Annotated in this window: 21 protein-coding genes; 8 read left to right on the top strand and 13 right to left on the bottom strand. The window is 50.4% G+C overall.

The annotated features are described in order from the left end of the window. Positions 1-62 precede the first annotated feature (62 nt). Complete coding sequence (locus tag H583_RS0110490; RefSeq protein WP_036709148.1) at positions 63-992, top strand: TauD/TfdA dioxygenase family protein; 930 nt, start codon at positions 63-65, stop codon at positions 990-992. Positions 993-1069: 77 nt separating this feature from the next. Here the strand turns inward: H583_RS0110490 and H583_RS0110485 are convergent, their stop codons facing one another. The 7 genes from H583_RS0110485 to lplA form a co-directional block, all read right to left on the bottom strand. Further along, complete coding sequence (locus H583_RS0110485; protein ID WP_028560427.1) at positions 1070-2173, bottom strand: GerAB/ArcD/ProY family transporter; 1104 nt, start codon at positions 2171-2173, stop codon at positions 1070-1072. Between the two features lie 32 nt (positions 2174-2205). Continuing rightward, positions 2206-2448 carry a hypothetical protein gene (locus H583_RS0110480; RefSeq protein WP_028560426.1) on the bottom strand — a complete coding sequence of 81 codons (243 nt, stop codon included), beginning with the start codon at positions 2446-2448 and terminating at the stop codon, positions 2206-2208. Further along, positions 2445-3629 carry a Ger(x)C family spore germination protein gene (locus H583_RS32525; RefSeq protein ID WP_036709145.1) on the bottom strand — a complete coding sequence of 395 codons (1185 nt, stop codon included), beginning with the start codon at positions 3627-3629 and terminating at the stop codon, positions 2445-2447. The genes H583_RS0110480 and H583_RS32525 overlap by 4 nt, the downstream gene beginning before the upstream one ends. Continuing rightward, positions 3626-5200, bottom strand: coding sequence for a spore germination protein (locus H583_RS32520; protein WP_425414511.1), 1575 nt, complete (start codon positions 5198-5200; stop codon positions 3626-3628). The genes H583_RS32525 and H583_RS32520 overlap by 4 nt, the downstream gene beginning before the upstream one ends. Positions 5201-5418: 218 nt before the next feature. Further along, a complete protein-coding gene (gene map / locus H583_RS0110465) occupies positions 5419-6168 on the bottom strand; it encodes a type I methionyl aminopeptidase (protein ID WP_028560425.1) in 750 nt (249 codons plus the stop codon). Continuing rightward, complete coding sequence (locus H583_RS32515) at positions 6165-6788, bottom strand: TetR/AcrR family transcriptional regulator (RefSeq protein WP_051236285.1); 624 nt, start codon at positions 6786-6788, stop codon at positions 6165-6167. Before H583_RS32515 ends, map begins: the two co-directional genes overlap by 4 nt. Before the next feature lie 195 nt (positions 6789-6983). Beyond that, the gene (gene lplA / locus H583_RS0110455; RefSeq protein ID WP_028560424.1) at positions 6984-8000 is read right to left on the bottom strand and encodes a lipoate--protein ligase; all 1017 of its coding nucleotides are present in this window, start codon (positions 7998-8000) and stop codon (positions 6984-6986) included. Positions 8001-8368: 368 nt separating this feature from the next. Here lplA and H583_RS37165 point away from each other — a divergent pair, with 368 nt between their 5' ends. The 4 genes from H583_RS37165 to H583_RS0110435 all read left to right on the top strand — a co-directional run bounded on the left by H583_RS37165 (position 8369) and on the right by H583_RS0110435 (position 12832). After that, positions 8369-8545, top strand: a complete 177-nt coding sequence (locus H583_RS37165) for a hypothetical protein (RefSeq protein WP_169456475.1) — start codon at positions 8369-8371, stop codon at positions 8543-8545. Positions 8546-9151: 606 nt separating this feature from the next. Beyond that, positions 9152-10669, top strand: a complete 1518-nt coding sequence (locus tag H583_RS35265; protein WP_051236281.1) for a stalk domain-containing protein — start codon at positions 9152-9154, stop codon at positions 10667-10669. A 185-nt stretch (positions 10670-10854) separates the two neighbouring features. Beyond that, positions 10855-12216 carry an MATE family efflux transporter gene (locus H583_RS0110440; RefSeq protein WP_051236279.1) on the top strand — a complete coding sequence of 454 codons (1362 nt, stop codon included), beginning with the start codon at positions 10855-10857 and terminating at the stop codon, positions 12214-12216. A gap of 19 nt (positions 12217-12235) precedes the next feature. Further along, positions 12236-12832 (top strand): TetR/AcrR family transcriptional regulator, encoded by a 597-nt coding sequence (locus tag H583_RS0110435; protein WP_028560422.1) that lies wholly within the window; start codon positions 12236-12238, stop codon positions 12830-12832. A gap of 94 nt (positions 12833-12926) precedes the next feature. Here the strand turns inward: H583_RS0110435 and H583_RS32500 are convergent, their stop codons facing one another. Beyond that, positions 12927-13364, bottom strand: a complete 438-nt coding sequence (locus H583_RS32500; RefSeq protein WP_028560421.1) for an LD-carboxypeptidase — start codon at positions 13362-13364, stop codon at positions 12927-12929. A 183-nt stretch (positions 13365-13547) separates the two neighbouring features. Here H583_RS32500 and H583_RS0110425 point away from each other — a divergent pair, with 183 nt between their 5' ends. Beyond that, positions 13548-15356 (top strand): B12-binding domain-containing radical SAM protein, encoded by a 1809-nt coding sequence (locus H583_RS0110425; RefSeq protein WP_028560420.1) that lies wholly within the window; start codon positions 13548-13550, stop codon positions 15354-15356. Between the two features lie 163 nt (positions 15357-15519). Here the strand turns inward: H583_RS0110425 and H583_RS0110420 are convergent, their stop codons facing one another. The 4 genes from H583_RS0110420 to mnmL all read right to left on the bottom strand — a co-directional run bounded on the left by H583_RS0110420 (position 15520) and on the right by mnmL (position 18660). Continuing rightward, on the bottom strand, positions 15520-16491 hold the full coding sequence (locus H583_RS0110420; protein WP_028560419.1) for a type I phosphomannose isomerase catalytic subunit: 972 nt from the start codon (positions 16489-16491) through the stop codon (positions 15520-15522). 77 nt (positions 16492-16568) lie between these two features. Continuing rightward, positions 16569-16961 (bottom strand): VOC family protein, encoded by a 393-nt coding sequence (locus tag H583_RS0110415; protein ID WP_028560418.1) that lies wholly within the window; start codon positions 16959-16961, stop codon positions 16569-16571. 140 nt (positions 16962-17101) lie between these two features. Next, complete coding sequence (gene mnmM / locus H583_RS0110410; RefSeq protein ID WP_028560417.1) at positions 17102-17692, bottom strand: tRNA 5-(aminomethyl)-2-thiouridylate-methyltransferase MnmM; 591 nt, start codon at positions 17690-17692, stop codon at positions 17102-17104. Between the two features lie 5 nt (positions 17693-17697). Continuing rightward, complete coding sequence (gene mnmL / locus H583_RS0110405; RefSeq protein WP_036709142.1) at positions 17698-18660, bottom strand: tRNA modification radical SAM protein MnmL/YtqA; 963 nt, start codon at positions 18658-18660, stop codon at positions 17698-17700. 353 nt (positions 18661-19013) lie between these two features. On the opposite strand from mnmL, the gene H583_RS0110395 reads away from it, so the two are divergent. Further along, positions 19014-19226, top strand: coding sequence for a hypothetical protein (locus H583_RS0110395; RefSeq protein ID WP_028560414.1), 213 nt, complete (start codon positions 19014-19016; stop codon positions 19224-19226). Positions 19227-19541: 315 nt separating this feature from the next. Further along, entirely contained in the window at positions 19542-20330 is a 789-nt protein-coding gene (gene trmB, locus H583_RS0110390) for a tRNA (guanosine(46)-N7)-methyltransferase TrmB (RefSeq protein ID WP_028560413.1), read from the top strand. On the opposite strand, the gene H583_RS0110385 is transcribed toward trmB, so the two are convergent. After that, complete coding sequence (locus H583_RS0110385) at positions 20246-20806, bottom strand: phosphatase PAP2 family protein (protein WP_081667105.1); 561 nt, start codon at positions 20804-20806, stop codon at positions 20246-20248. The two genes, trmB and H583_RS0110385, sit on opposite strands and share 85 nt — an antisense overlap. Positions 20807-21225 lie beyond the last annotated feature (419 nt).

The following is a 21225-nucleotide window of genomic DNA, read 5'->3' as shown; positions in this document are numbered from 1 at the left end:
GCATATCGAAAAGTCACCTGCCAGAATAGAGTTCTGCAATAAAAAAATTGGAGGCGATAAGTATGAGTCAACATGAAATATCCCAAGTGGCGGGCCAGACATTGAACGTTCATCCGGTTGCAGGCCGGATCGGCGCGGAAATCAGGGGCATCCGTCTGGAGGCGGATCTGGATGCTGGAGTATTGAAGCAGCTCCGGTCAGCACTGCTCAAGTACAAGGTGATCTTCATTAAGGGGCAGCAGCACTTGGACGATGCCGGACAGGAGGCATTCGCCCAGCGTCTCGGCCGTCCGGTTGCGCATCCGACGGTACCGATCAAGCCGGGCACCAGCTATGTGCTGGAGCTGAATTCCGATCACGGCGGTCGTGCGGATTCCTGGCATACGGATGTAACTTTCGTCGATGCCTACCCGGAAATCTCCGTGCTGCGTGCTGTTGTCGTTCCCGAAGCGGGCGGCGATACAGTGTGGGCCAATACCGCTTCCGCCTATGAGCAGCTTCCTGAAGAGCTGAAGCGGCTGGCTGACCGCCTGTGGGCGGTGCATACAAATGATTATGACTATGCGGCGCAGCGCAGCCAGGTGGCAGATGCGGACCGCCGCCATCACAGGCAGGTGTTCACATCCACGGTATATGAAACGGAGCATCCGGTTGTAAGGGTGCATCCAGAAACAGGCGAACGCTCGCTTGTGCTGGGGCATTTCGCCAAGAAAATTATCGGACTTCCATCCATCGACTCCGCCCAGCTTCTCTCCGTCCTGCAAGGACATGTGACGAAGCTTGAAAATACGGTGCGCTGGCGCTGGTCGGCGGGGGATGTGGTCATTTGGGATAACCGCGCGACCCAGCATTATGCGATCAATGATTACGGGGGGCAGCAGCGGGTCGTGCGGCGGGTAACGATTGACGGGGATATTCCGGTCAGTGTGGACGGGCGTCAGAGCGTAACCCGCTCGGCACGGCCCAAGGAGTCAGAAGCTGAATCCGCATAAGGAGAAGAAAGGGAGGCCTCCGTGAGGTCTCCCGGTTGTGAGTGGCTTGGAGCGCGGATGTCTGCTGCTGTGTCATGCTACTGCGCCGCTTTTTTTCGCTTGAACAGCGCAACGATGAAGACGATCACCAAGGGCATTACATAGGCGGTATGATCGATCAGCCCCCACATTGTATAGCCGTCTACGAAATACGTAATTTCGTTCGGGTACATCGACAAGGACAGCAGCAGGCCGATGAGCGCCACGGGATAGGTCAGAAAACGGTTGTCTTTGATTTTAAACCAATCTGACAGCACCGTCGTCATCATGAACAGCACAATCGCAGCTTTCATATAGACCCCAATAATAAGGGAGAAACCGATGACAGACTCTACCCGCTCCAGAATATCCTGGATAGAGATCAGCCGGGCAAGCTGGAACAGGGAGTAATTCAGATGTCCTGACATCGGTCCCAATACCATAATGGTGCACAAGATGGATAAGATGAGGGTCAGGCAGTTGATAAACAGTGCCAATTGCAAATATTTTGTCAGGCGGCCGGATTCCTTTTTTCGGGTAAAAGGAAGCAGCAGCGAAAACAGCGCAATCTCCGCGTAAGGAAAGCCATAGGAAATATAAGCCCCATATAAAATCGGTTTGAAGCCCTCGGGCATGACCGGGAGCAGATATTCGCCATGAAACAACGGAGAGGCGAGCAGCAGCACAAAAACAACAAAAACATACATGAATACGAGGAGCATGGTGAACATCCTGGACATCACCTCAATACCTGCGCGGGCAGTCAAGGCAGCTGTCAAAAAAAACAGCCCCTGAATGATTGAGTTCGGCGTATCCTTCATCATCGTGCTTTTGAAAAACCCTCCGATTTCAATCACAATCGCCGCAAGCTGCCAAAACAGTACAATGATAAACGGAATAAGCAGCAGTGTCGTGATCCAGTTGCCGACCGTCTTCCTCATAAATTCAACCCAGGATAGCTCCGGAGCCCGCTTGTACAGGTAGATCAGAGCTGCCAGTATGATAGCGCCCATCAGGTAGGAGATAAGGATTGAAATCCAGGCGCCGTTTTTGGCAGCGTTGGTCATCTGCCCCGGGATGAAAATAATTGAGGAGCCTGTTGCAAAGGTCAGTAATAAGGAAGCCAATTGCAAGGAGCTCACGCTCTCCTGTTTGTTATTCAATGTGCGGCCCTCCTTTCATCGGGGTATGCGGCTCACGGAGCTTCGTTCAGATTCGAAATAATTGCCTGAGCCGGACCGGAGAACAGGTAGCGGAGCAGCTCATCCAAGTTGGGCCACCGTACCTCTGTTACGAACAGGATGCCAAGGTAGAGCACAGGCAGCATCAGAATTGCATAAATAATTCGTGCATGCTTATCCGCCTTGCTTAAGGCCGACTTGTCGCTGAGCAGCATAATGGCGATTGCCGCCAGAAGCATGGAAACTTTTGCAATCATTCGTTTTTCTCCTTCTTTCCGAATGTCTCCCCGATGTTTAAGCCGGTGTTCAAAATATCTACATCAATGGAAATGTCAAATTTCGCGGCAGCGAAACGCTCCTCCCACGAAGGCTTCCATTTCTTCCAAAGCTGCGGATAATGGCGGTAAATTTTGTTGCCAATATTGAGCGCATCCAGCCGTCTCTTTTGCAGCCGTCCAATCATTAATTTCATTTCCTTCGTAATTTGCTCGGCAACACGCATTCGCATCTTGCGCTCGTCATCCATTGTCATGAGCGTTGTACAATGAAGCTCGCTAACCGTTCCCTTAATTTTGCTTTTTACCTGAATGGTAAGCTCATCGCCTTGAATTTTTGGTTTGAGCCTGGTATTGGTTGAAATCACTTCAAACGATTCGCCCACGTTTCTTTTTTTCCCATCTGTTGCCGGGCAGGGCAGCTCAATAATCCCTTGCTTGTAGCGGTCGAGCAGCATAAGCAGCGGCTGGGTATCGGAAGGGGTCACAATATTCCCGGTCAGCAGCTGGTCCTTGAACAGGGCAATTCCGGCTACGACGATATCGTTGGAATTGGCGGTTGTATACGCATAAGGAAGCATCGCGGTATTGGTTTGTCCCATCAGTTGAATCGCCAGTTCATACAAGGGCAGCTTCGTCGTTTTGGCAGAATATCTGGAGACGGTATCCTCAATTTTCCGAAGTTGCTGTCCGATTGTATATTCAATATAAGGCTTGATCATGATATAATCCTTGGCTTTTCCTTTTGTGATCAGCAGCAGTACAGTGGCCCGTTGTTCGCTGTTGCGGGAAAAAAAATCAAGTATCTCGCCGAGCGGCATGCTTCTGGCCAACTCCTCGCTGATCATAATAATGCGCATGTGGTCCCATTTGGCTCTCCTCCCGAAATGAAGCGGGATATCCTGGACGGCCTCAAAGACAGAGTCCGCTTCGGTTACAATGGGTATGGCCATCTTTGGCTGCGCGGTCATCCCGGTACTTTCACCATGGCCGGATGGGTTGTAGAACAGTGTAGTCAGTTCAATGCTTTCATTCATGGACTTGTCAATGGCAACGGCCTGGACGTAGCCAAACTCGATGAGCTCCGCTTTATCCCAGCAGCCTGACAGCAGCAGTGCAGCAGATACGAGCAAAAGAGCCACCCTGATCGAACGCCGCCTCATTTTGCACGCTTCCTTGGTCTCCGGTGCATGTGGCGGTTGCGCGGACGCCGGAGCAGAAATTTGCGCGGAACCATGATTAGCACATCCCGCAGTTGCCTGATATCAAGAGGTGCAGTCGGCGCCAGATAAGGCTGGCCCAGAGAACGAAGCGTGCACAGATGGAGCAGGGCCAGCAGGAAGCCTACCATAATGCCGAGTCCTCCGAGAGTGGCGCCCAGGACCATAAGCGGGAAGCGCATAATGCGCAGGGCAATCGCCATGCTGTACTGGGGCAGGGCGAACGAGGCGATTCCAGTAAGCGCAACGACGATGACCATGACAGGAGAGGCAATCTTCGCCTGAATAGCCGCTTGACCGATGACAAGTGCGCCAACGATGCTGACCGCTGAACCGATTGGACGCGGCAGTCTTATTCCGGCCTCCCGCAGCAGCTCGAAGAAAATTTCCATAATGAGTGCCTCCATGAAAGCCGGGAACGGTATTCCTTCCCTTGTGTCCAGGATCGCCAGCAACAATACCGTCGGAATCAGCTCGGAATGGAAGGTGGATAAGGCCACATAGGTGCTGGGGAGCATCAGCGCGATGAAAAATGCGCCGATCCGTAAAAAACGGATCAGCGAGGAAAAGATCGTGCGCTGGTAATAGTCCTCGCTGCTCATAAGAAACTCATAGAAGTTGCCCGGACAGATGAGGACGGTAGGCGAACCGTTTACCATCGCAATAATTTTGCCATCAAGCAATGCGGCAACCGCACTGTCCGGACGCTCAGTATAACGGACTTGAGGGAACGGAGAGTATACCGAATCTTCAATCCATTCCTCCAGATAGGAAACCTCAAGAATTTCTTCATCATGAATATCCTTAATCCTGGTCTGAAATTGAGCCAGAGACTCGGGATTGACGGCTCCGTCCAGATAGCCATAGCAGATCGTCCGCTGGCATTCTATCCCTGTAGTAAAAATATTGAACTTTAGACGTGGCGACTGAAGCAGATGGCGTATAAGGCCAATGTTTGTATTAAGATCCTCAATCGTGCTGAAATGTGGCCCTTGAACCACAGGTTCTGTAATAGGCTCGGATACCTGTCGCTTCGTAACCCCCATTGCCTTATAGCTTAGAGCCTGGTTCCATTTCTCGAAAAAGATGACCAGACATCCTTCAGCGATATGGCGGGCTACCTCATCAAAGCTGTTCAATAATTCAGCTGTCCCGCTGGATACTCCATTATTCTGAAAAAAGCGGATAATTTGCTCAGGAGTGACTGATTCAGCTGTCCCTACTCTGTGGCTGACCAGATCCTGCAAGGTTTCCTTGACATAGTTCACATGCTGGTGCTGGATCATAGTTTCAAAATATACCGAAAATGCCTGTTCAGACAGGTTGGGCCCGTAGCTCCAGGGAAGAAGAATCAGATCGGAGCAATCGGCAAACAGATGCTCAACCCCCTGCCGGTTGATCGTCAAATTGGAAGAGAGGGGGGATTGAACGTATTGCGTGCCATCCTGCGTTTGTGGTGATTCACAAGATTCAGAGCTGTCAGAGAGGCGGCTCTTCGTATCCTGTTTCTTCACTGTTTCAACCCCCTTCTCATAAATGGTCTGCTGCATTCGGCATGGAAATCGTGGGCATGCAGGTAAAGTCTGGTGTGATGTGCTCTTACTATTTCCCCAAATAGGAAGCCATATTCATTTATAAATAGAGAAAGGGAGAGATGCTCCGCCCATCGATCTTGCGATGGCTGAGGAGCACGCTCTCCCTTTGTCCTGCTATGCTGCGAAAATATTGCCGCTTAATCCTGACTGGTCAGGACTAGCGGGCCGTCCTTTGTAATGGCAATCGTATGCTCATATTGGGCGGACAGCCTGCCATCGGCCGTTCTTGCCGTCCATCCGTCGGCATCAATCTTCATCTCGTAAGTGCCCTCGTTTAGCATCGGCTCAATGGTAAAGACCATGCCCTCTTTGAGTCGTACTCCCTTGCCAGGCAGGCCCACATGCGGGTAGTTTGGCTCCTCATGAAGTTCACGGCCGACGCCATGCCCGAGCAGATCGCGGACAACCGAATAGCCATGCGCTTCAGCATGCTGCTGGATGGCATGCTGGACGTCACCGAGCCGGTTGCCGGCTACAGCCTGACTGATGCCCAAATCCATGCATTCTTTGGTAATCTGCATTAGACGCTGTGCTTCCGGAGAAATGTCGCCTACGGCGTAACACCAGCAGGAATCGCCAATCCAGCCGTCAGCAATGGCAACAATATCAATTTTGACAATATCGCCGCTCCGCAGCGGTTTTTTGTCCGGGAAGCCATGTGCAATGACGTCGTTTACAGAGGCGCAGATCGCATATTCATAGCCATTATAACCTTTTGTAAACTGGGAGCCGCCCATTTCGGCCAACCTGCGCTCCACGTAGTCGTTGATTTCAAGTGTGGTGATGCCGGGGCGGATCATGGCTGCAATTTCCTTGTGACAATCGGCTACCATCCTGCCGGCCTGTTTCATTTCTTCAATTTGACGTGGGGATTTCAGTGTAATCATGTTGTGCTCTCCTTTATTCCGTGCAGCAGCAGCCGTGCAGTAAACTCTGCATCGAACGCCGCCTGATCATGATGAATATAAATGCCGTAGGCTCCGATTAATGACCCGATCAGCGTATTGGCGGTCTTATTGGCCTTCAGTCCGGGGGACAAGGCTCCACTTGCCGATGCATTGTCAATGACTGCAGCCAGCGGTCCGTACAGGGAATCATTAAAGCGCCGGTTATACATGAGCCGTGTCTCTGCATCCAGACAATTAAACTGGTCTGCAGCAAGCTTGTAGACGATGTAGCCGGACGTATGCTCTCTCCAGGTTGCGGGCAGCAGGGTTAAATAATGCTCCAGCTGTGCGAGCGGGCTCTGGTATTGTTTATCCGCCAATAATGCTGCAGCAGCTGCCTCGGCTTGTTCAAAGCCGTTCTCCAGCACATCATGCAGCAACAGCGTCTTATTATTATAGTAATGGTAGACTGTTCCGTAACCAATCTGTGCCGCCTGGGCGACATCACGGATATCCATGCCGGTTCCGCGCTGAAGAAAGAGCTTCGCGGCTGTCTGCAGGATCAGTTTCTTCCGTTCCTCGCGAATGGCCAGGTTTTGTTCCTTGGTGCGCGGTGACAATGATCCAACACATCCTTTTTATTTTGACCTGCAAATATGTCAATATAAAAATACATCTTTTTCCGATGATTTGCAAGAGACAATTTCTTTTTAACAGGTCAACCTGATCATAAGAAAAAGCGCCCGAAGGCGCTAATGGGGTATATTGAATATGGGAGGAATTGAAGTTTGCCCGCATGATCATGGAGCTAACGCTTAAGACCCAGCTTCCTCGCCTGAAAACAGCAGCCGGATAAATTCATCCTGCTCCAGCTTGCCGAAGTAGCCGGTCAGATCCACGTTTTCCAGGGCGGAGGCGATTGCGCCTTCCTCGTAGCGGATGCCGGTGAGCATGTGCTCCAGTTCAGCCACATCCTTCACACCGAAGAAGTCGCCATAAATTTTGATCCCCGCTATTCTGCCTTCTTCAATGTCCAGCAGTGTCTCGATGATGCCAACCGGGAACTTAGATGCACTACGCAAATTAAATTTTGGCGAGCGGCCATAGTTCCAATCCCAATTGCGGTAACGCTCGTCCGCAAGCTTGCGGACCTCTGTCCAATCTTCGTCAGTCAGCTCATAGCGATAGATGCCCGATTCTTCAGCAGTACCAAAAATATGCTGCAGGATGCGGGAACGGAACTGCTCAATTGTAAGAGGCTCCGTAAGAAATTCGCTAATGTTGGCGACACGGGAACGGACAGATTTGGTGCTTTTGGATGCTACCTTCATAGCCTTGACCTTTAGAGCAGAGGCGACATGCTCCATTTCAGAGTTGAACAGCAGCGTGCCATGGCTGAACATCCGGCCCTTGGTGGCGAACTGGGCATTACCCGATATTTTCCGCTCGCCAACTTGAATATCATTGCGTCCGGTCAGATCCGCATCGACGCCCAACTGGCGGAGCGTCTCAATGACTGGCTCGGTAAATTTACGGAAGTTATGGAACGATTCCCCGTCATCAGCCGTAATGAAGCTGAAGTTCAGATTGCCAAGATCATGATAGACCGCTCCGCCCCCTGAGAGCCGGCGTACGACATGAAGCTGCTTCTCTTTCACATATTCGGCATTGATTTCTTCAATCGTGTTCTGATTTTTACCGATAATAATGGAAGGCTCATTAATATAGAACAGCAGATAGCTGTCCGTCATGGGCAGGCGCCGAAGCGCATATTCCTCGAGGGCTAAATTCAGCGCAGGATCGGTGATCCCGCGGTTGTCGATAAACAGCATGGTGTATCCTCCATTCCAATTGCAGGCTTTAGTAATATTGTACCTGTCCAAGCTGCTTTCCACCAGCCTGCAATGAATATCCGCGGCTTGGTATACTGACATAAGGTCATTTCTGTATGTTAATATATTGGTTCTATATACCTACAACCATAGACTCATTTGTATTGGACGCAATTTCTTTGCGGAATGGAAGGTTATTCCTCGAAATGTATAGTATTTGTTCAGTCTTATGCGGTAGAATAGGAAAAGTAGCGACAAAAATCAAGAAAAACCGACGTTATTTGCTGAATTGAAACCTTTTTCATTGTCCCTTGTTGTCAAATAGTCTTTTGTTGATATAGAACTTTATGCCTATGGAGATGGTACGAATGAATGAAAGTTTTTTTCATGAGCTGCACAAGATGAGTCGTGAAGATGAGTTAAGGGCCAAGTTGCTAATCCGTGGCGTCAAACGGATTCTGGATGAGAAGAAAGAAGAGAAAGGATTAAAAAAGCTGCTCCGCAGAAGAAGAAAGAGCAGCGTTCAGCCCCGTGCCTGGAGTTGACAGGAAGGGGACTCAATGTTCTCCCAATAATGCAAGCGCTCGCCGGTAATGATCCATTCGTGCATAATCCTGCGGGCCCGGATTCACAATCCGGTCCCTTCCGCAAATCCTCCAGCATGTAAGGGGTATTCTGTATTGCATCATGCAGTACAGCAACAATCTCTTCCTCTTCCGTTCCGGCAGCCAGCATGACACGGAGTGGATGCGTAATATAAGGCTTTCCACCTTTGTCGGTCTGTCCCTGATGCTGCTCCGCGGCAATGACAATCTCCTGTATGAGATTCATGTGTTCACTTCCTTTGCCTGCTGATCGAATCGGCATAGAGAATAATTACCAAACATTTGTTCTGGATTCTATTTTGTATGACTGTCTGTTTTGTAAAGTGAAAATCATGGAATTCTCATTTCCATGAAGATTGCTAGTTTTGCGTATAGGTATTCTTAATGTGCTGTTCTCTGGCAGAGCCTATTAGGCTATGGTAGAATTAAATATCTTGTGTCTCTATCAATATTCATAGCAGGGACAAAGATGATTTGCCCGATGTTTAGACAGATGCTAAGATAGCCTATGGGAGATTAGGAGAAAATTGGGAGGAAGCGCATACGATGAAGAAAATAGCTCAGACGCTGGTGCTGTCTCTGTTCGCTGCCGGTCTGGCGGTAGCACCATTGCCCGGTTTGCAGCCTGTGCAGACAGTGGCGGCAGCTTCTGCCACCGCGCAATCGCAAATTCAAGTTATTATTGATGGAAGCAAGGTTGCCTTTAAGCCTGATCCGACACAGGAAAAAGGAACGACGCTCGTACCGATGCGTCCGCTGTTCGTGGCGCTAGGCGCCAGCATTTCATGGAATGAGAAGACGCAGACGATCATTGCGAAGAAAGACAATACGGTGATTTCTCTAAAGGTTGGTTCCGCGCAGGCGGTAGTGAATAATAAATCCGTGAAACTGGATGTTCCGGCCAAGGTTGTTAACGGTTCTACTATGGTTCCCCTGCGATTCGTAGGTGAGTCTCTGGGTGCTGTAATCAAGTGGGATGCGTCTGCCCGGACGATTCAGATTACATCTGCAGAGCAGCAATACAGGGATTATTTGAAAAAGCTTGAGGAATCCAAACTAACCGTTGCACAAAATGTCGCGTTCAACGACAGCAAGGTTGTCATGATCGAGACGGAACGCTCGCAAGGAAGCGGCGTTATCATCGACAAACGGCTTATTCTGACCAACTATCATGTGATGTCCACGACCAAAAGTGCCAAGGTTATCACTTTGAACGGTAAGGATTTTAAGGTAGAAGGTCTTGTCGCCTATGATAAGGATGCCGACCTTGCATTGATTCAGACTTCCACGGATCTGGGGATCAGCCCTGTGCACCTGGGAGATGATGAAGAAGTCCGCAAAGGGGACAAAGTGATTGCGATCGGCAGCCCGAAAGGGGTGCAAAATACAGTATCCCAGGGCTTGATCAGCAATATTTACTTTGAGGACGACATCGAGCACTTCCAAATCAATGCCCCGATTGACCATGGCAGCTCCGGCGGCGGATTGTTCGATGAATACGGCTATCTGGTCGGCATGACAACCTCCAAGGTTGAGGGTACCAGCGCAGATTTGAATTTCGCAGTTTCGGTCTACAACATCTATAAATTACTGCACCAATATGAACAGTCTGAGAACAAGGCGCCGGCCTTCCTGCCGTCTACACTGCCTGATACGCTGAAAGGCGCCTCCAATGACGAAATTGCCAAGCTAATGGCAAAGGAATTCGGCAGCATTCAGACGGAGGACGGCACGACGACCCTGAAAAACTGGAAGGTGAGCCGAGATGCTCAGGGCTGGCTGGTCATTACAGCAGACATGGAGCCATCCTTCTATATGATTTATGCAGAATCTATCGCCAAGTACAGCCGGATGTGGGCCTTAAATACCATCAGCGACCTCAAGCCGCTGCTTCCGGATGACACCATCGAACTGACCGTATATTATGAGCAGACCTTCAGCTATGAGCCGCGCGGTCTCAAGCAAGGCGAGGTAACCTCTTTGGGAGACGGCAAATGGAAGATCCGTTATCCTGTCATTCATGCCCAGGTGAAGGATAAAGCTCATATCGATATCCGCACATAAGCAACAGAAAAAACAGTTATTGGTCTAATTCATTTAATTGAATCTTGCCCGGCCAGACAGGGGGACAGCTTGCATATGCAGGTGTTGTCTCCCTTTTTGATGGTGCCTGCACTTGACCTTCAATATGAGTTTGTTATAATACTGAATGAAGGTTCAGTATAAATGTTTGAATAGGAGCATTAAAGATGAGAGAACAACCACCTGTAAATTTGATGAATGATCAATCTGTCGGACGCACTTTTCTTCGTTATTTGATTCCCTCCCTGCTGGGGATGTTGCTGGTAGCCATTAATGTTGTCGTGGACGGAGTGATGGTGGGCAACAAGCTCGGTTCGGTCGCTTTGGCCGGTATCGGGATTGCCAGTCCGGTTTATACATTGTTTGTTGCAATGTCGCTATGGATCGGTGTTGGCGGGGCTACATTATATTCCCAGTCGATGGGAGCCGGACACCGGGATAAGGCTCAGAAGGTATTTGCCCAGTCGCTAGTGGTCATTTTCATAATGACTTTACTTATCGGGGTCACGGCTTATCTTTTTCGGGAGCCGCTTGTTTATGCACTGGGCGCCAACAGTGAGACTTACCCTTATGCCTCAGCTTATATGCATACGCTGCTGCTGTTTGGTTTTGTATTTACTGTGGAAAATGCACTAAGTATCTTTGTCCGCAATGACGGCAATCCGAATATTTCCATGCTCGCACAAATTACATTTGCATTGTCCAATATAGCGATTAATTATACGGTACTGTATGTTCTTGACCTGGGCGTAGGAGCAGTCGCCTTCGGTACAATAATCGCAGCATTCCTGGGCCTGCTCGTACTGTCGACCCATTTCTTCAAGAAAACGAACAATTTGAAGCTTCGCAAGTTCAATTGGGATAAGGTGCTGCTGATCACGGTTATTGGCATCGGGTTTCCAAGCTTTCTGGCTGAGGTAGGAATCTCGGTATTTACAGTGGCCCACAATGTAAGTCTGGAGCATATTGCGGGCACGATCGGCGTATCGGCATTTTCAATCCTAAGCTACATTCATAGTATTGTACTCCTGACTTTTCTCGGTCTGGGATCTGCTATTCAGCCGATGATCAGCTATTTCCATGGCGGGCAGCAGGAAGAGCGCAAACGCGAGACGATACGGCTGGCCATCCGGACGGCTATCGGGGCAGGGATAATACTGATGCTTGCCATGCAGTTTGGAGCGAGGCAAATCGTCGGTATTTTCGGAGATTTCCCTGAAGCGGTCACGACTCTCGCAGTGAGCGGCTTCCGGATTTTTGTCATTGCCTACTTGTTTATGGGTATCAATTTTGTTATGATGACTTATTATCAATCGATCGGGCAATTGAAGATGGCAACCTGGATCACGGCTGCTAGAGAAATTATATTGATGTTGTTCTTCATTATGGTGCTCCCAATCTTCATGGGAATGACCGGGGTTTGGATCGCAGTGCCTTTGTCCGAATGTATCGTATTGCTGACAATTTACTTCTATTATAAAAAGTACAGAATGTCTGGCAGCTACCCGCTGCGCAATGCGGATATGTAAAAAGGAGAGATGCATGCCAATGAACAAAAAAAAGCTGCAAAGCGAGCAGACGAAAAAGAAGCTTGCAGATGCAGCGAGAATGCTTTTTTCCACAAAAGGATATAAAGGAACCTCAATCGAAGATATTGTTGCGGCTACAGGCTCCAGCAAAGGAAATATTTATTACCATTTTCAAAGCAAGGAAGGACTCTTCCAATATTTGCTGGAGGAATGGGACCGGGAATGGATTGAACAGTGGGCTGCGAAGGAGCACCAGTTTACGACATTGAAGGAGAAGATGTACGGTCTTGCTGAACAGATGGTCGTCAATGACTTGAATCACCCGCTCACAAGAGCGACGGACGAATTCATGAGCAGCGAGTGGGAGCGGAGCGATGTGCAGGAGAATGCAGCCAAATTCATTGCCAGTCATATTGAGTTCAACCGCAAGATGCTCCAGGAAGCTATGGATAAGGGAGAGCTGGCGGAGGATAATGTCCAGATGCTTGCTGTCGTGCTGGAGTCGCTGCTGATTGGACTCGCCGAGACGTCCAAGCGTTCAGCGAGTGGTGAAACGTTGGAGTTATACCGCAAAGCGCTGGATGTGTTCCTCGATGGAACAGTTAAACGTTTATGAATATCTCAAAAAAGACAGACAACCGGGAGGCTGTCTGTCTTTTTTGTTGTCTTGTTCAATTCAAGTGCTTAAAGCGAGAATAGGGATGGATCACTTAGGGCTTGAATGTCTGTTTCACTGTTCCGGTACCTGAGGAAGCCAATACCTCCACCTCAGCATACGCGCCGTTAATAAGCGTCAACTGGGGCGGGACATGACCGCAATCGATATCATATACAACCGGAAGCTTAAGTTCCTCAAAGTCCACTGCTTCCAGAATTTCGATGAGCAGCTCTCCTCCCCATGGAGGAATGATGATATCGATTTTGCTGTCACTCATCATGCGGTTGAATTCAGCAGCACGGATAGTCGCAGGTGCAGACTTGGCTTTGTCCTGCGTCCACACTGTATCCCCGAACTGGACGTTATATCCTTGTTCCTCCATTCTCTGCCTTGAACGCTTCAGTAGCTCATGAAGCTGCGGGCTTACGCCTGAGGAGGGCGCGGTCACGCCAATGGCAGCTCCCTCTTTCAAATACGGATATGTAATCATGGCTTTTCCCTCCTGTTTGCATTAGTGTAACGGACGAAGCAGCATCCGGGCAAGGGATCTGCCAGGGACTTGGCTTGACCGGGTCCCTTGACAGTACAGCAGGACAGCGACGTTTACGATAGAGGGCCATTTAGGTAGAATGGAAGTAAGAAGAACACAGCTACAAGGCGAAGGAGCTGACCTATGAAGGTTGTATTATCAACGTTGAACGCCAAGTATATCCATACTTCTCTGGCATTGCGCTGCCTGAAGGCCTATAGCGGCCATGAATTTGATATGGAGATCGCCGAATTTACCATCAAAGATCCTGCGATGAATATCGTGTCTGACCTGTATGCGAAAAATCCAGATGTCATTGGCTTCTCCTGCTACATCTGGAATATTGAAGAGACGATTACCGTCATCAATATGCTCCGCAAAATTATGCCTAAGCTTCATATTGTACTCGGCGGACCGGAAGTCAGCTACGATGTAACCCACTGGCTGGAGCGGATTCCCGAGGCGGATTTCATTGTCGTTGGCGAAGGGGAGGAGACATTCCACCATTTCCTGACCGAGCTGCGGGATGAGCGGAAATTCCATCTGGTGTTCGGACTTGCGTACCGCAAAGAGAAGAATGGCATTCAGGAGATCATCGTCAATCCTCCGCGGCCGAAGCTTAACCTTGCTGAACTGCCTTCCCCGCACCGGTTTGCCGAGGATATGCCGCATTTGGCCAATCGCGTCGTCTATTTTGAGACAAGCCGAGGCTGTCCGTTCAGCTGTCAATTCTGTCTCTCCAGCATTGAGGTCGGTGTCCGTTACTTCGATATTGAGCGTACAAAGTCGGATATTCTCTATTTGATTGAATCGGGCGCCAAGCTGATCAAGTTCGTGGACCGTACATTCAACATCAAACGTGATTATGCGCTGGAGATGTTCCGGTTCCTCATCGAAAATCATAATGGCTGTGTGTTTCAATTTGAAATTACAGCGGATATTATGCGGCCCGAGGTGCTGGATTACTTGGCAGAGCATGCTCCGCCGGGAGTTTTCCGTTTTGAAATTGGCGTGCAGTCGACGAATGATATGACGAATGAAGCGGTGAAGCGCAGACAGAACTTTGCCAAGCTGACACGCACGGTAACCAAGGTAAAGGAGAGCGGAAAGATCGACCAGCATCTGGATCTTATTGCCGGATTGCCGCATGAGGATTACGCAACCTTCAGCAAGACCTTCAATGATGTATTCGCTCTTCGCCCCGAGGAACTTCAGCTTGGATTTCTCAAGATGCTGCGGGGGACCGGGCTGCGCATACAGGCGGAGAAACACGGCTATGTCTATATGGACCGCGCGCCATACGAAATCCTGGGCAATGACTTGATGCCCTTCTCCGATATTGTCCGGATCAAGCGGGTGGAGGATGTGTTGGAGAAATACTGGAATGCGCACCGTATGGACCACACTCTGCTTTATCTGATTGAACGGGTATTTGAATCCCCGTTTGATTTCTTTCAGCGGTTCGGGGATTACTGGGAGGAGCGGAGCTGGCAGAAGATCGGCCATCAGCTTGAGGATTTGTTCACCCGCCTTGCGGCCTTCCTGAACCATCTGGCTGCGCATGATGAGCGTATCCGGGAGCATCTGGATCTGGATGTGGCGCTGGGGCTGATGAAATATGATTACTTCCTGAATCATAATTACAAGCCCCGTAAAATTTGGTGGGAATTCGCGCTCAGCAAGGGGGAGTGGGCAGACTGGATGAAGTCCCTGCTTCGCGACCCGCAGCAGGTTCCCGGTACATTTGCCGCGCTGGGCTTGTCCGAGAAGGAGCTCCACAAGCATACGGTACTGGAGAAGGTGGCCTTCGACCTGAGCAGCTATTTGTTGGAAGGAAAGCTCGATAAGAGTAAAGAGACGCTGCTCCTAATGGTATACCGTCCGGATTTGAAGTCAGCAGGGCCGGCTAATCAGGCATTTATGCTGAGTACGGGAAAAAGGGTAACGGTGTAGTCTGATCGTCATCCGAAACTTCAGGTCTTTAAATTTAGAGCGATGTAAAAAAAATCCCGCCGGTTTCAAATTGAAGCCGGCGGGATTTGGTGTGTATCTGGATGACTAGAGCGCGATTAACGCATTCACCTGCATTGCTGCCGCGTTAATCAAGAACATCTGCTTATGGAAGCTCGCTGCGCAGTACAGTAAGCTGTCCATCCAGTTCATAGCTGCCAAGCTGGGCAGGAATCAGGAAGCACTCGCCCGCTTTGACAGCTTGTGAGCCTCCGTCCCATTTCAATGTGCCCTGGCCGTCTGCAATGACCAGAATGACGAAGCTTTCCGGTGAGGTCGAGAGCGCCCATGGACCGTCGACAATTCCCTTTTCCACGACAAAGTAAGGGGAACGGGCAATTTCCAGCCACTGGCCGGCTGCAATGCCGCCTGTTTCCATGCGGGTAGCACCAGCGCCTTCGTAGGCGATTACGTTCAGGGAATCTTCAATATGCAGCTCGCGTGGCTGGCCATCGAGACCTGGACGGTTGTAATCGTACAGACGGTATGTGGTATCGGAGTTTTGTTGAATTTCCGCTACTACAACTCCTGCGCACAACGCATGGACAGTACCAGCAGGGATATAGAAAGCGTCGCCGGCTTTAACAGAAACTTCTTGCAGACTGTCCGTAATGCGTCCTTCAGCAATTGCCTCTGCAAGCGCAGCACGGTCAATGCCGGGTTTAAGGCCATAGATGATTTTGGCGTCCGGCTTGGCATCGAGAATGTACCACATTTCAGTTTTGCCAAGCTCGCCTGCCGGGAGGCCCTCATAACTGTCAGTAGGGTGGACTTGGACAGACAGGTCGTCATTACAGTCCAGCAGCTTGATCAGCAGCGGGAAACGGCCGTTTTTCTCGGAGAAACCGCGGCTTCCGAACCACTCCTTGCCATATGCTTCGCGGATTTCATCAAGACCTTTGCCGGCCAGTTCCCCGTTCACAACTTTTGTTATTCCGTTTGGATGGTCGCCGATCATCCAGCCTTCGCCGATGGCGCCCTCAGGAAGTTCCAGGCCGAATTGCTCAAGCGCACGTCCTCCCCAGACACGTTCCTTCATTTCGGGTTTGAATTGCAATGGATAAGGTGCTACAGTCATTGGTCTCTCTCCTTAATTGTGTATATGATGATTGTACAGCTTGTTAATGATGCCTGTCACTTGCCTTTACCGGACAGTCAGGCTTGTCCGGGTTCGAACAGCTCGAAAATTTCACCGTCCGGGCCGTGAAAGAAGAAGTAGCGGCTGCCACCCGGCAGTGTCGTGATTTCGGTATCACGCGCATCCACACCCAGCGACTTTAGACGCTCCACCTCAGCCTCGAGCTGGTCCACGGTGAAGGCAATGTGATGCACTTTGCCTTCGGCCGGCAGGCCGGCATTGTAGCCTTCGACAAGCTCAATCTGTGTATCCGGCGAGCCGGGGAAGGCGAGAAATGCCAGCTTGATCACTCCATTAGTATGGAGCATCGTGCCCAGATGCTCCATACCGAGCACCTCGCTGTAAAACTTCACCGAAGTTTCAATATCCTTTACCATAATGCCGACATGCTCCAGCTTTTTGATTGCCATCTCACATCTTCCTCCTTCGGTTAGTCCCAAAATCAGCATTTGCAGACAATGCGCCAGGATAAATCCTGGATCTCTTGCTGCTTCATTCCATAACGCTGCTGTCGCAAGCACAAGCGGCAAGCACCGTTAGCAGAAGTCTCCTATTTACGCTTCTCTACTGCAATGAGATAAGGCGCTTGCGGCTTTTGCAGCATCCGGTACTGTGCAGCCTGAGCGGCTTGCGGATCAAGCTGCTGCGCCCAGTTGTCCACGGCCGCAGCCTCCGTATCCCCTCCGGCATGGCCGGGGTAGAGGACGACCGACAACAGCCCTCCAGGACGGAGCAATGCAAGTGCGCTCTCGAGCGCTGTAATTGTTGTCTCCGGCTTGGTAATCAAAGAAGGATCGGCTCCGGGAGCAGGCAGATAGCCCAGATTGAAAAGTGCGGCTGCGATACGTCCGTGCTGATGCTCCGGCACAGCTTGCACCATCTGGTCATGGCTTAGAAGCAGCAGCTCTGCCGGCGCAATCCGCCGGCCCTCTTGCCGTGCGCGCTCCAGGCGCCGCTGTGTATTGCGCAATGCCTGCTCCTGAATATCAAAGGCGTAGACCTGTCCCTTGGGCCCGGCAAGCTCACATAAGAAGAGTGTATCGACACCGTTGCCTGCCGTTGCATCAATCACGGCATCTCCAGGCTGTACGCGTTCGGCCGTCCATTTATGGGCGAGGCTGAGTACAGAAAGCAGTCCCATATCTGCTACACCTGCTTCCACAGCTTGCCCTGCCACGTATCGCGGCGGCGCAGCTCAAAATCAATTGCATTCAGCACTTCCCACTTCCTGAGGCTCCACATTGGCCCGATCAGCAAATTGCGGGGAGCGTCCCCGGTCAGGCGGTGGACGATCATATCCGGAGGAAGCAGTTCCAACGTATCGGCAATCAGCTTCACATATTCGTCCTGTTCAAGGAATTGCAGCAGTCCGGCCTCATATTGCTTGACCATTGGCGTCTTGCGCATCAAGTGCAGCAAATGGATCTTGATGCCCTGTACGTCCATGGCGGCAACTGCCCGTCCGGTCTCCATCATCATCTCATGTGTCTCCAGCGGCAGGCCGTAAATAATATGTGTACATACGCGAATGCCCCGGGCCCGCAGCTTGGCTACCGCTTCGAGGTAGCACCGGGTATCGTGGGCACGGTTGATCAGGGCAGAGGTGGATTCGTGAATCGTCTGTAATCCCATCTCTACCCAAAGATACGTCCGTTCATTAAGCTCGGCCAAATAATCCACAACATCGTCCGGCAGACAGTCCGGTCTGGTCGCGATTGACAGTCCGACAACGCCCGGCTGCTCCAGAATCAGCTCATAATATTCCCGCAGTTCCTCGACTGGTGCGTACGTATTGGTGTATGCCTGGAAGTAACCGATATAATTGGCATTGGGCCACTTCTTATGCTGGATGTCGCGAATCTGGTTGAATTGGGTGACCAGATCGTCGCGGCGGCTGCCGGCGAAATCCCCGGAGCCTCTGGCACTGCAAAACGTACAACCGCCTTTGGCAATGGAGCCGTCGCGGTTCGGGCATGTAAAGCCCGCATCAAGCATTACCTTGAATACCTTGTTGCCGAACTGCTCGCGCATTTCAAAATTCCATGTATGAAACCGTTTCTCGCCCCACAACACTTGCGGGGCGGATGGCGGCTGAGTTGTGCTTAGCATGGGAGCGGAACTCCTTTATTTTAATAATTGGCCAACACAGCAGCAGCGAGATAGTGCCATTCTGCCGGCGGATGAGCCTGATCAAAGCTTGAGGGCGTTCATCATTCTTTCAACTCCCTATTGTACATGAAACAGGGCATTTAAGCCAATGCAATCCGGCAGACAGCCGGACCTTTCAGCTGGAAAAAAATCAGCGGAAACAAAGGATTTAGGCTTGATATACCTTACATGATATGTTATATTAAAAACAAGGAAATTCAATATTTCCAGTACATGAATTTGATTCTTGCCACTCGTCATAGCAGCATGTCTTTTTGGAAATACTGTTATAAAAAATTACGAGGTGATAAGAAATGAACACAACGGTTAAAATTCCCCAGGGCGAAGAAAAGGTAACAGTCCAGTTGACGGTCAAAGAATTGATGGCGCTTTCAGGAATTCGTTTCCACGGCAATCACAAGCTTGAGATCGAAGCCCGCAAGAAACTTAATGATGCGCTGAATGAGACTTTCGATATCGAAAGCCCGTCGCGCAAGGATTCAATTGATTACCATTTGCTGAACTAAGGCTTAAGGCCATAGCGAGAGTTGCAAATATAGAACAACAAGGCAGTCCGTGCCAGCCAGGCGGGCTGTTTTTTTGCAGTCTTTTGTGCATAGATGAGCCATCTGGCAGGGGAACTGCCCGCCATTAAGATTGACCTGCATACTTGTGCTTTACATTCTGTCCATAGTTCGGCACAATAGGCATAGTTGATGAATGCCGGACTGCAAAGCGCAATGGGAGGCTGCCCATATATGGATGACAGCAGCCGTTATCATTGAACGGAAGCGGCTTGGAATTTGATTTTGGATTTTGGATAACAGATGGAGGACAGGCATATGCGTTTGAGAGGGAGAAAAGGAATACTGGAAAGTCTGGAGGCACAGCCGGAGCTTGTTGTGCTGGATGCGCAGGCTTTCAAGGGACGCTGGAAGGAATTTTTCGGCAATGACCGTCCGATTCATGTCGAGCTTGGGATGGGCAAAGGCCAATTTATCAGCCAGCACAGCGGACGCAATCCGGAAATTAACTATATCGGCGTGGATATGTATGATGAGCTGATCCGCCGCGCGAGCGAGAAGGCCCGCAATGTATGGAGGGAGAAGGGGGAGACAAGCCCGCCCAATCTGGCGCTGCTTCGCGCGAATATCGAATTTATCGAGACGATGTTCGAACCGGGGGAACTTGAGCGCATCTATCTGAATTTCAGCGACCCGTGGCCGAAAAGCAAACATGCCCGCCGCAGACTGACGCATCCCCGCTTCCTGGCGAAATATGTCGAGCTGCTGAACGGGCAGGGAGAAATTCATTTCAAGACGGATTCGACTACATTATTCGAGTTTTCGCTGAACAGCTTTACAGAGGTGGGCCTGCAATTGCGGAATATCTCGCTTGATCTGCACCGGGACACTCTGCGCGACGATCTTGTGCTGACAGAGTACGAAAGCAAGTTTGTAGGCTTTGGCCAGCCGATATACAGGCTGGAAGCAGTTATCGGCGAACAGGCGCTTGCCCGGTTCCATGATCAGCTTGCCTCAAACCGTCAGGCTGACCACCAGGACAACGATGACACGAGCGAGGCGGTCAATGAGCCGATCACGGCTCCGGCGGCAACATCCGAAGGATAATGAAGTCCCAGATACATTCTTGACCAGCCTACAGATATTAATAGAATAATGGCGACAGGCAACAGCAATGGCAGCAGGGTGGATTCCGCATAGAGCAGCGGGAGCATCCAGGCGAAAATTGCTGTTGTATGTCCGGATGGGAAGGACGGATCTATGAGCGTCCTTTTTCCTATGTTTACATTTTGAAGCGCCTGATAGGGACGCAGTCTCTTGAATTTTCGTTTGGCAATGAATACCGGAATGTGGCTGATCGCTACGGCTGCGAGGCTCTGCCATCCCGCAATGTTCCATGGATAGGTGCCCATCAGGCCAAGGCACAGGGCTGTGGCGAGAGTAAAGGTGGCTCCTCCCATATGGGTGATGCTGCCCAGCCATCGTCCCAGCCAGGTGGATACACGGGGATTCAAAGGTCTCCGGTTTGCCCACAGCAGCATTCGGTGTTCTCCAGCCTGAAACCAGTCACGCAGCTTTTCCATGATGGACACTCCTTTTTTTTGGCTCATAGTCACCTCCAGTATAGCCCCGAATTGTTATCGTTCTATTAGTGTACATTAATTTTTTCTCATCCGTAAACTTCTGCTCGTCCATCCACGTGATTTCTATCATACCATACTCAGTGCGGGCTGCCACATTTACCCTGACAAAAGCGCAGAATCTGTATAAATTCCTGATGTTCTCCCGCCCGCAGCTGCAGGGACCATGGGCCCAGGGTGTTTAGCATTGGGGACAATAGGTTAAACAGTGTAATATTAGAAGTCTGTCATCCACGAAACCTTTCCGAATGGAAAACCGTCTATAGAAGTGCAGAAGGAAGCAAATACAAATTCCGGTTCCATGTTATTATGCCCTTTTTATAGATGCAGCGTCATCGTCAGAAACAGGGGACAGTTGATTC

It is taken from the genome of Paenibacillus pinihumi DSM 23905 = JCM 16419 (assembly GCF_000422505.1).
Taxonomy (GTDB): domain Bacteria; phylum Bacillota; class Bacilli; order Paenibacillales; family Paenibacillaceae; genus Paenibacillus_D; species Paenibacillus_D pinihumi.
This window is presented reverse-complemented; position numbering and strand designations above follow the sequence as displayed.

Coding starts and splice junctions, on each gene's coding strand:
- H583_RS0110490 (WP_036709148.1), top strand. CDS start 63: ATGAGTCAACATGAAATATCCCAAGTGGCGGGCCAGACATTGAACGTT.
- H583_RS0110480 (WP_028560426.1), bottom strand. CDS start 2,448: ATGATTGCAAAAGTTTCCATGCTTCTGGCGGCAATCGCCATTATGCTG.
- H583_RS32525 (WP_036709145.1), bottom strand. CDS start 3,629: ATGAGGCGGCGTTCGATCAGGGTGGCTCTTTTGCTCGTATCTGCTGCA.
- map (WP_028560425.1), bottom strand. CDS start 6,168: ATGATTACACTGAAATCCCCACGTCAAATTGAAGAAATGAAACAGGCC.
- lplA (WP_028560424.1), bottom strand. CDS start 8,000: ATGCTGTTTATCGACAACCGCGGGATCACCGATCCTGCGCTGAATTTA.
- H583_RS37165 (WP_169456475.1), top strand. CDS start 8,369: ATGAATGAAAGTTTTTTTCATGAGCTGCACAAGATGAGTCGTGAAGAT.
- H583_RS35265 (WP_051236281.1), top strand. CDS start 9,152: ATGAAGAAAATAGCTCAGACGCTGGTGCTGTCTCTGTTCGCTGCCGGT.
- H583_RS0110440 (WP_051236279.1), top strand. CDS start 10,855: ATGAGAGAACAACCACCTGTAAATTTGATGAATGATCAATCTGTCGGA.
- H583_RS0110435 (WP_028560422.1), top strand. CDS start 12,236: ATGAACAAAAAAAAGCTGCAAAGCGAGCAGACGAAAAAGAAGCTTGCA.
- H583_RS32500 (WP_028560421.1), bottom strand. CDS start 13,364: ATGATTACATATCCGTATTTGAAAGAGGGAGCTGCCATTGGCGTGACC.
- H583_RS0110425 (WP_028560420.1), top strand. CDS start 13,548: ATGAAGGTTGTATTATCAACGTTGAACGCCAAGTATATCCATACTTCT.
- H583_RS0110420 (WP_028560419.1), bottom strand. CDS start 16,491: ATGACTGTAGCACCTTATCCATTGCAATTCAAACCCGAAATGAAGGAA.
- H583_RS0110415 (WP_028560418.1), bottom strand. CDS start 16,961: ATGGCAATCAAAAAGCTGGAGCATGTCGGCATTATGGTAAAGGATATT.
- mnmM (WP_028560417.1), bottom strand. CDS start 17,692: ATGGGACTGCTTTCTGTACTCAGCCTCGCCCATAAATGGACGGCCGAA.
- mnmL (WP_036709142.1), bottom strand. CDS start 18,660: ATGCTAAGCACAACTCAGCCGCCATCCGCCCCGCAAGTGTTGTGGGGC.
- H583_RS0110395 (WP_028560414.1), top strand. CDS start 19,014: ATGAACACAACGGTTAAAATTCCCCAGGGCGAAGAAAAGGTAACAGTC.
- trmB (WP_028560413.1), top strand. CDS start 19,542: ATGCGTTTGAGAGGGAGAAAAGGAATACTGGAAAGTCTGGAGGCACAG.
- H583_RS0110385 (WP_081667105.1), bottom strand. CDS start 20,806: ATGGAAAAGCTGCGTGACTGGTTTCAGGCTGGAGAACACCGAATGCTG.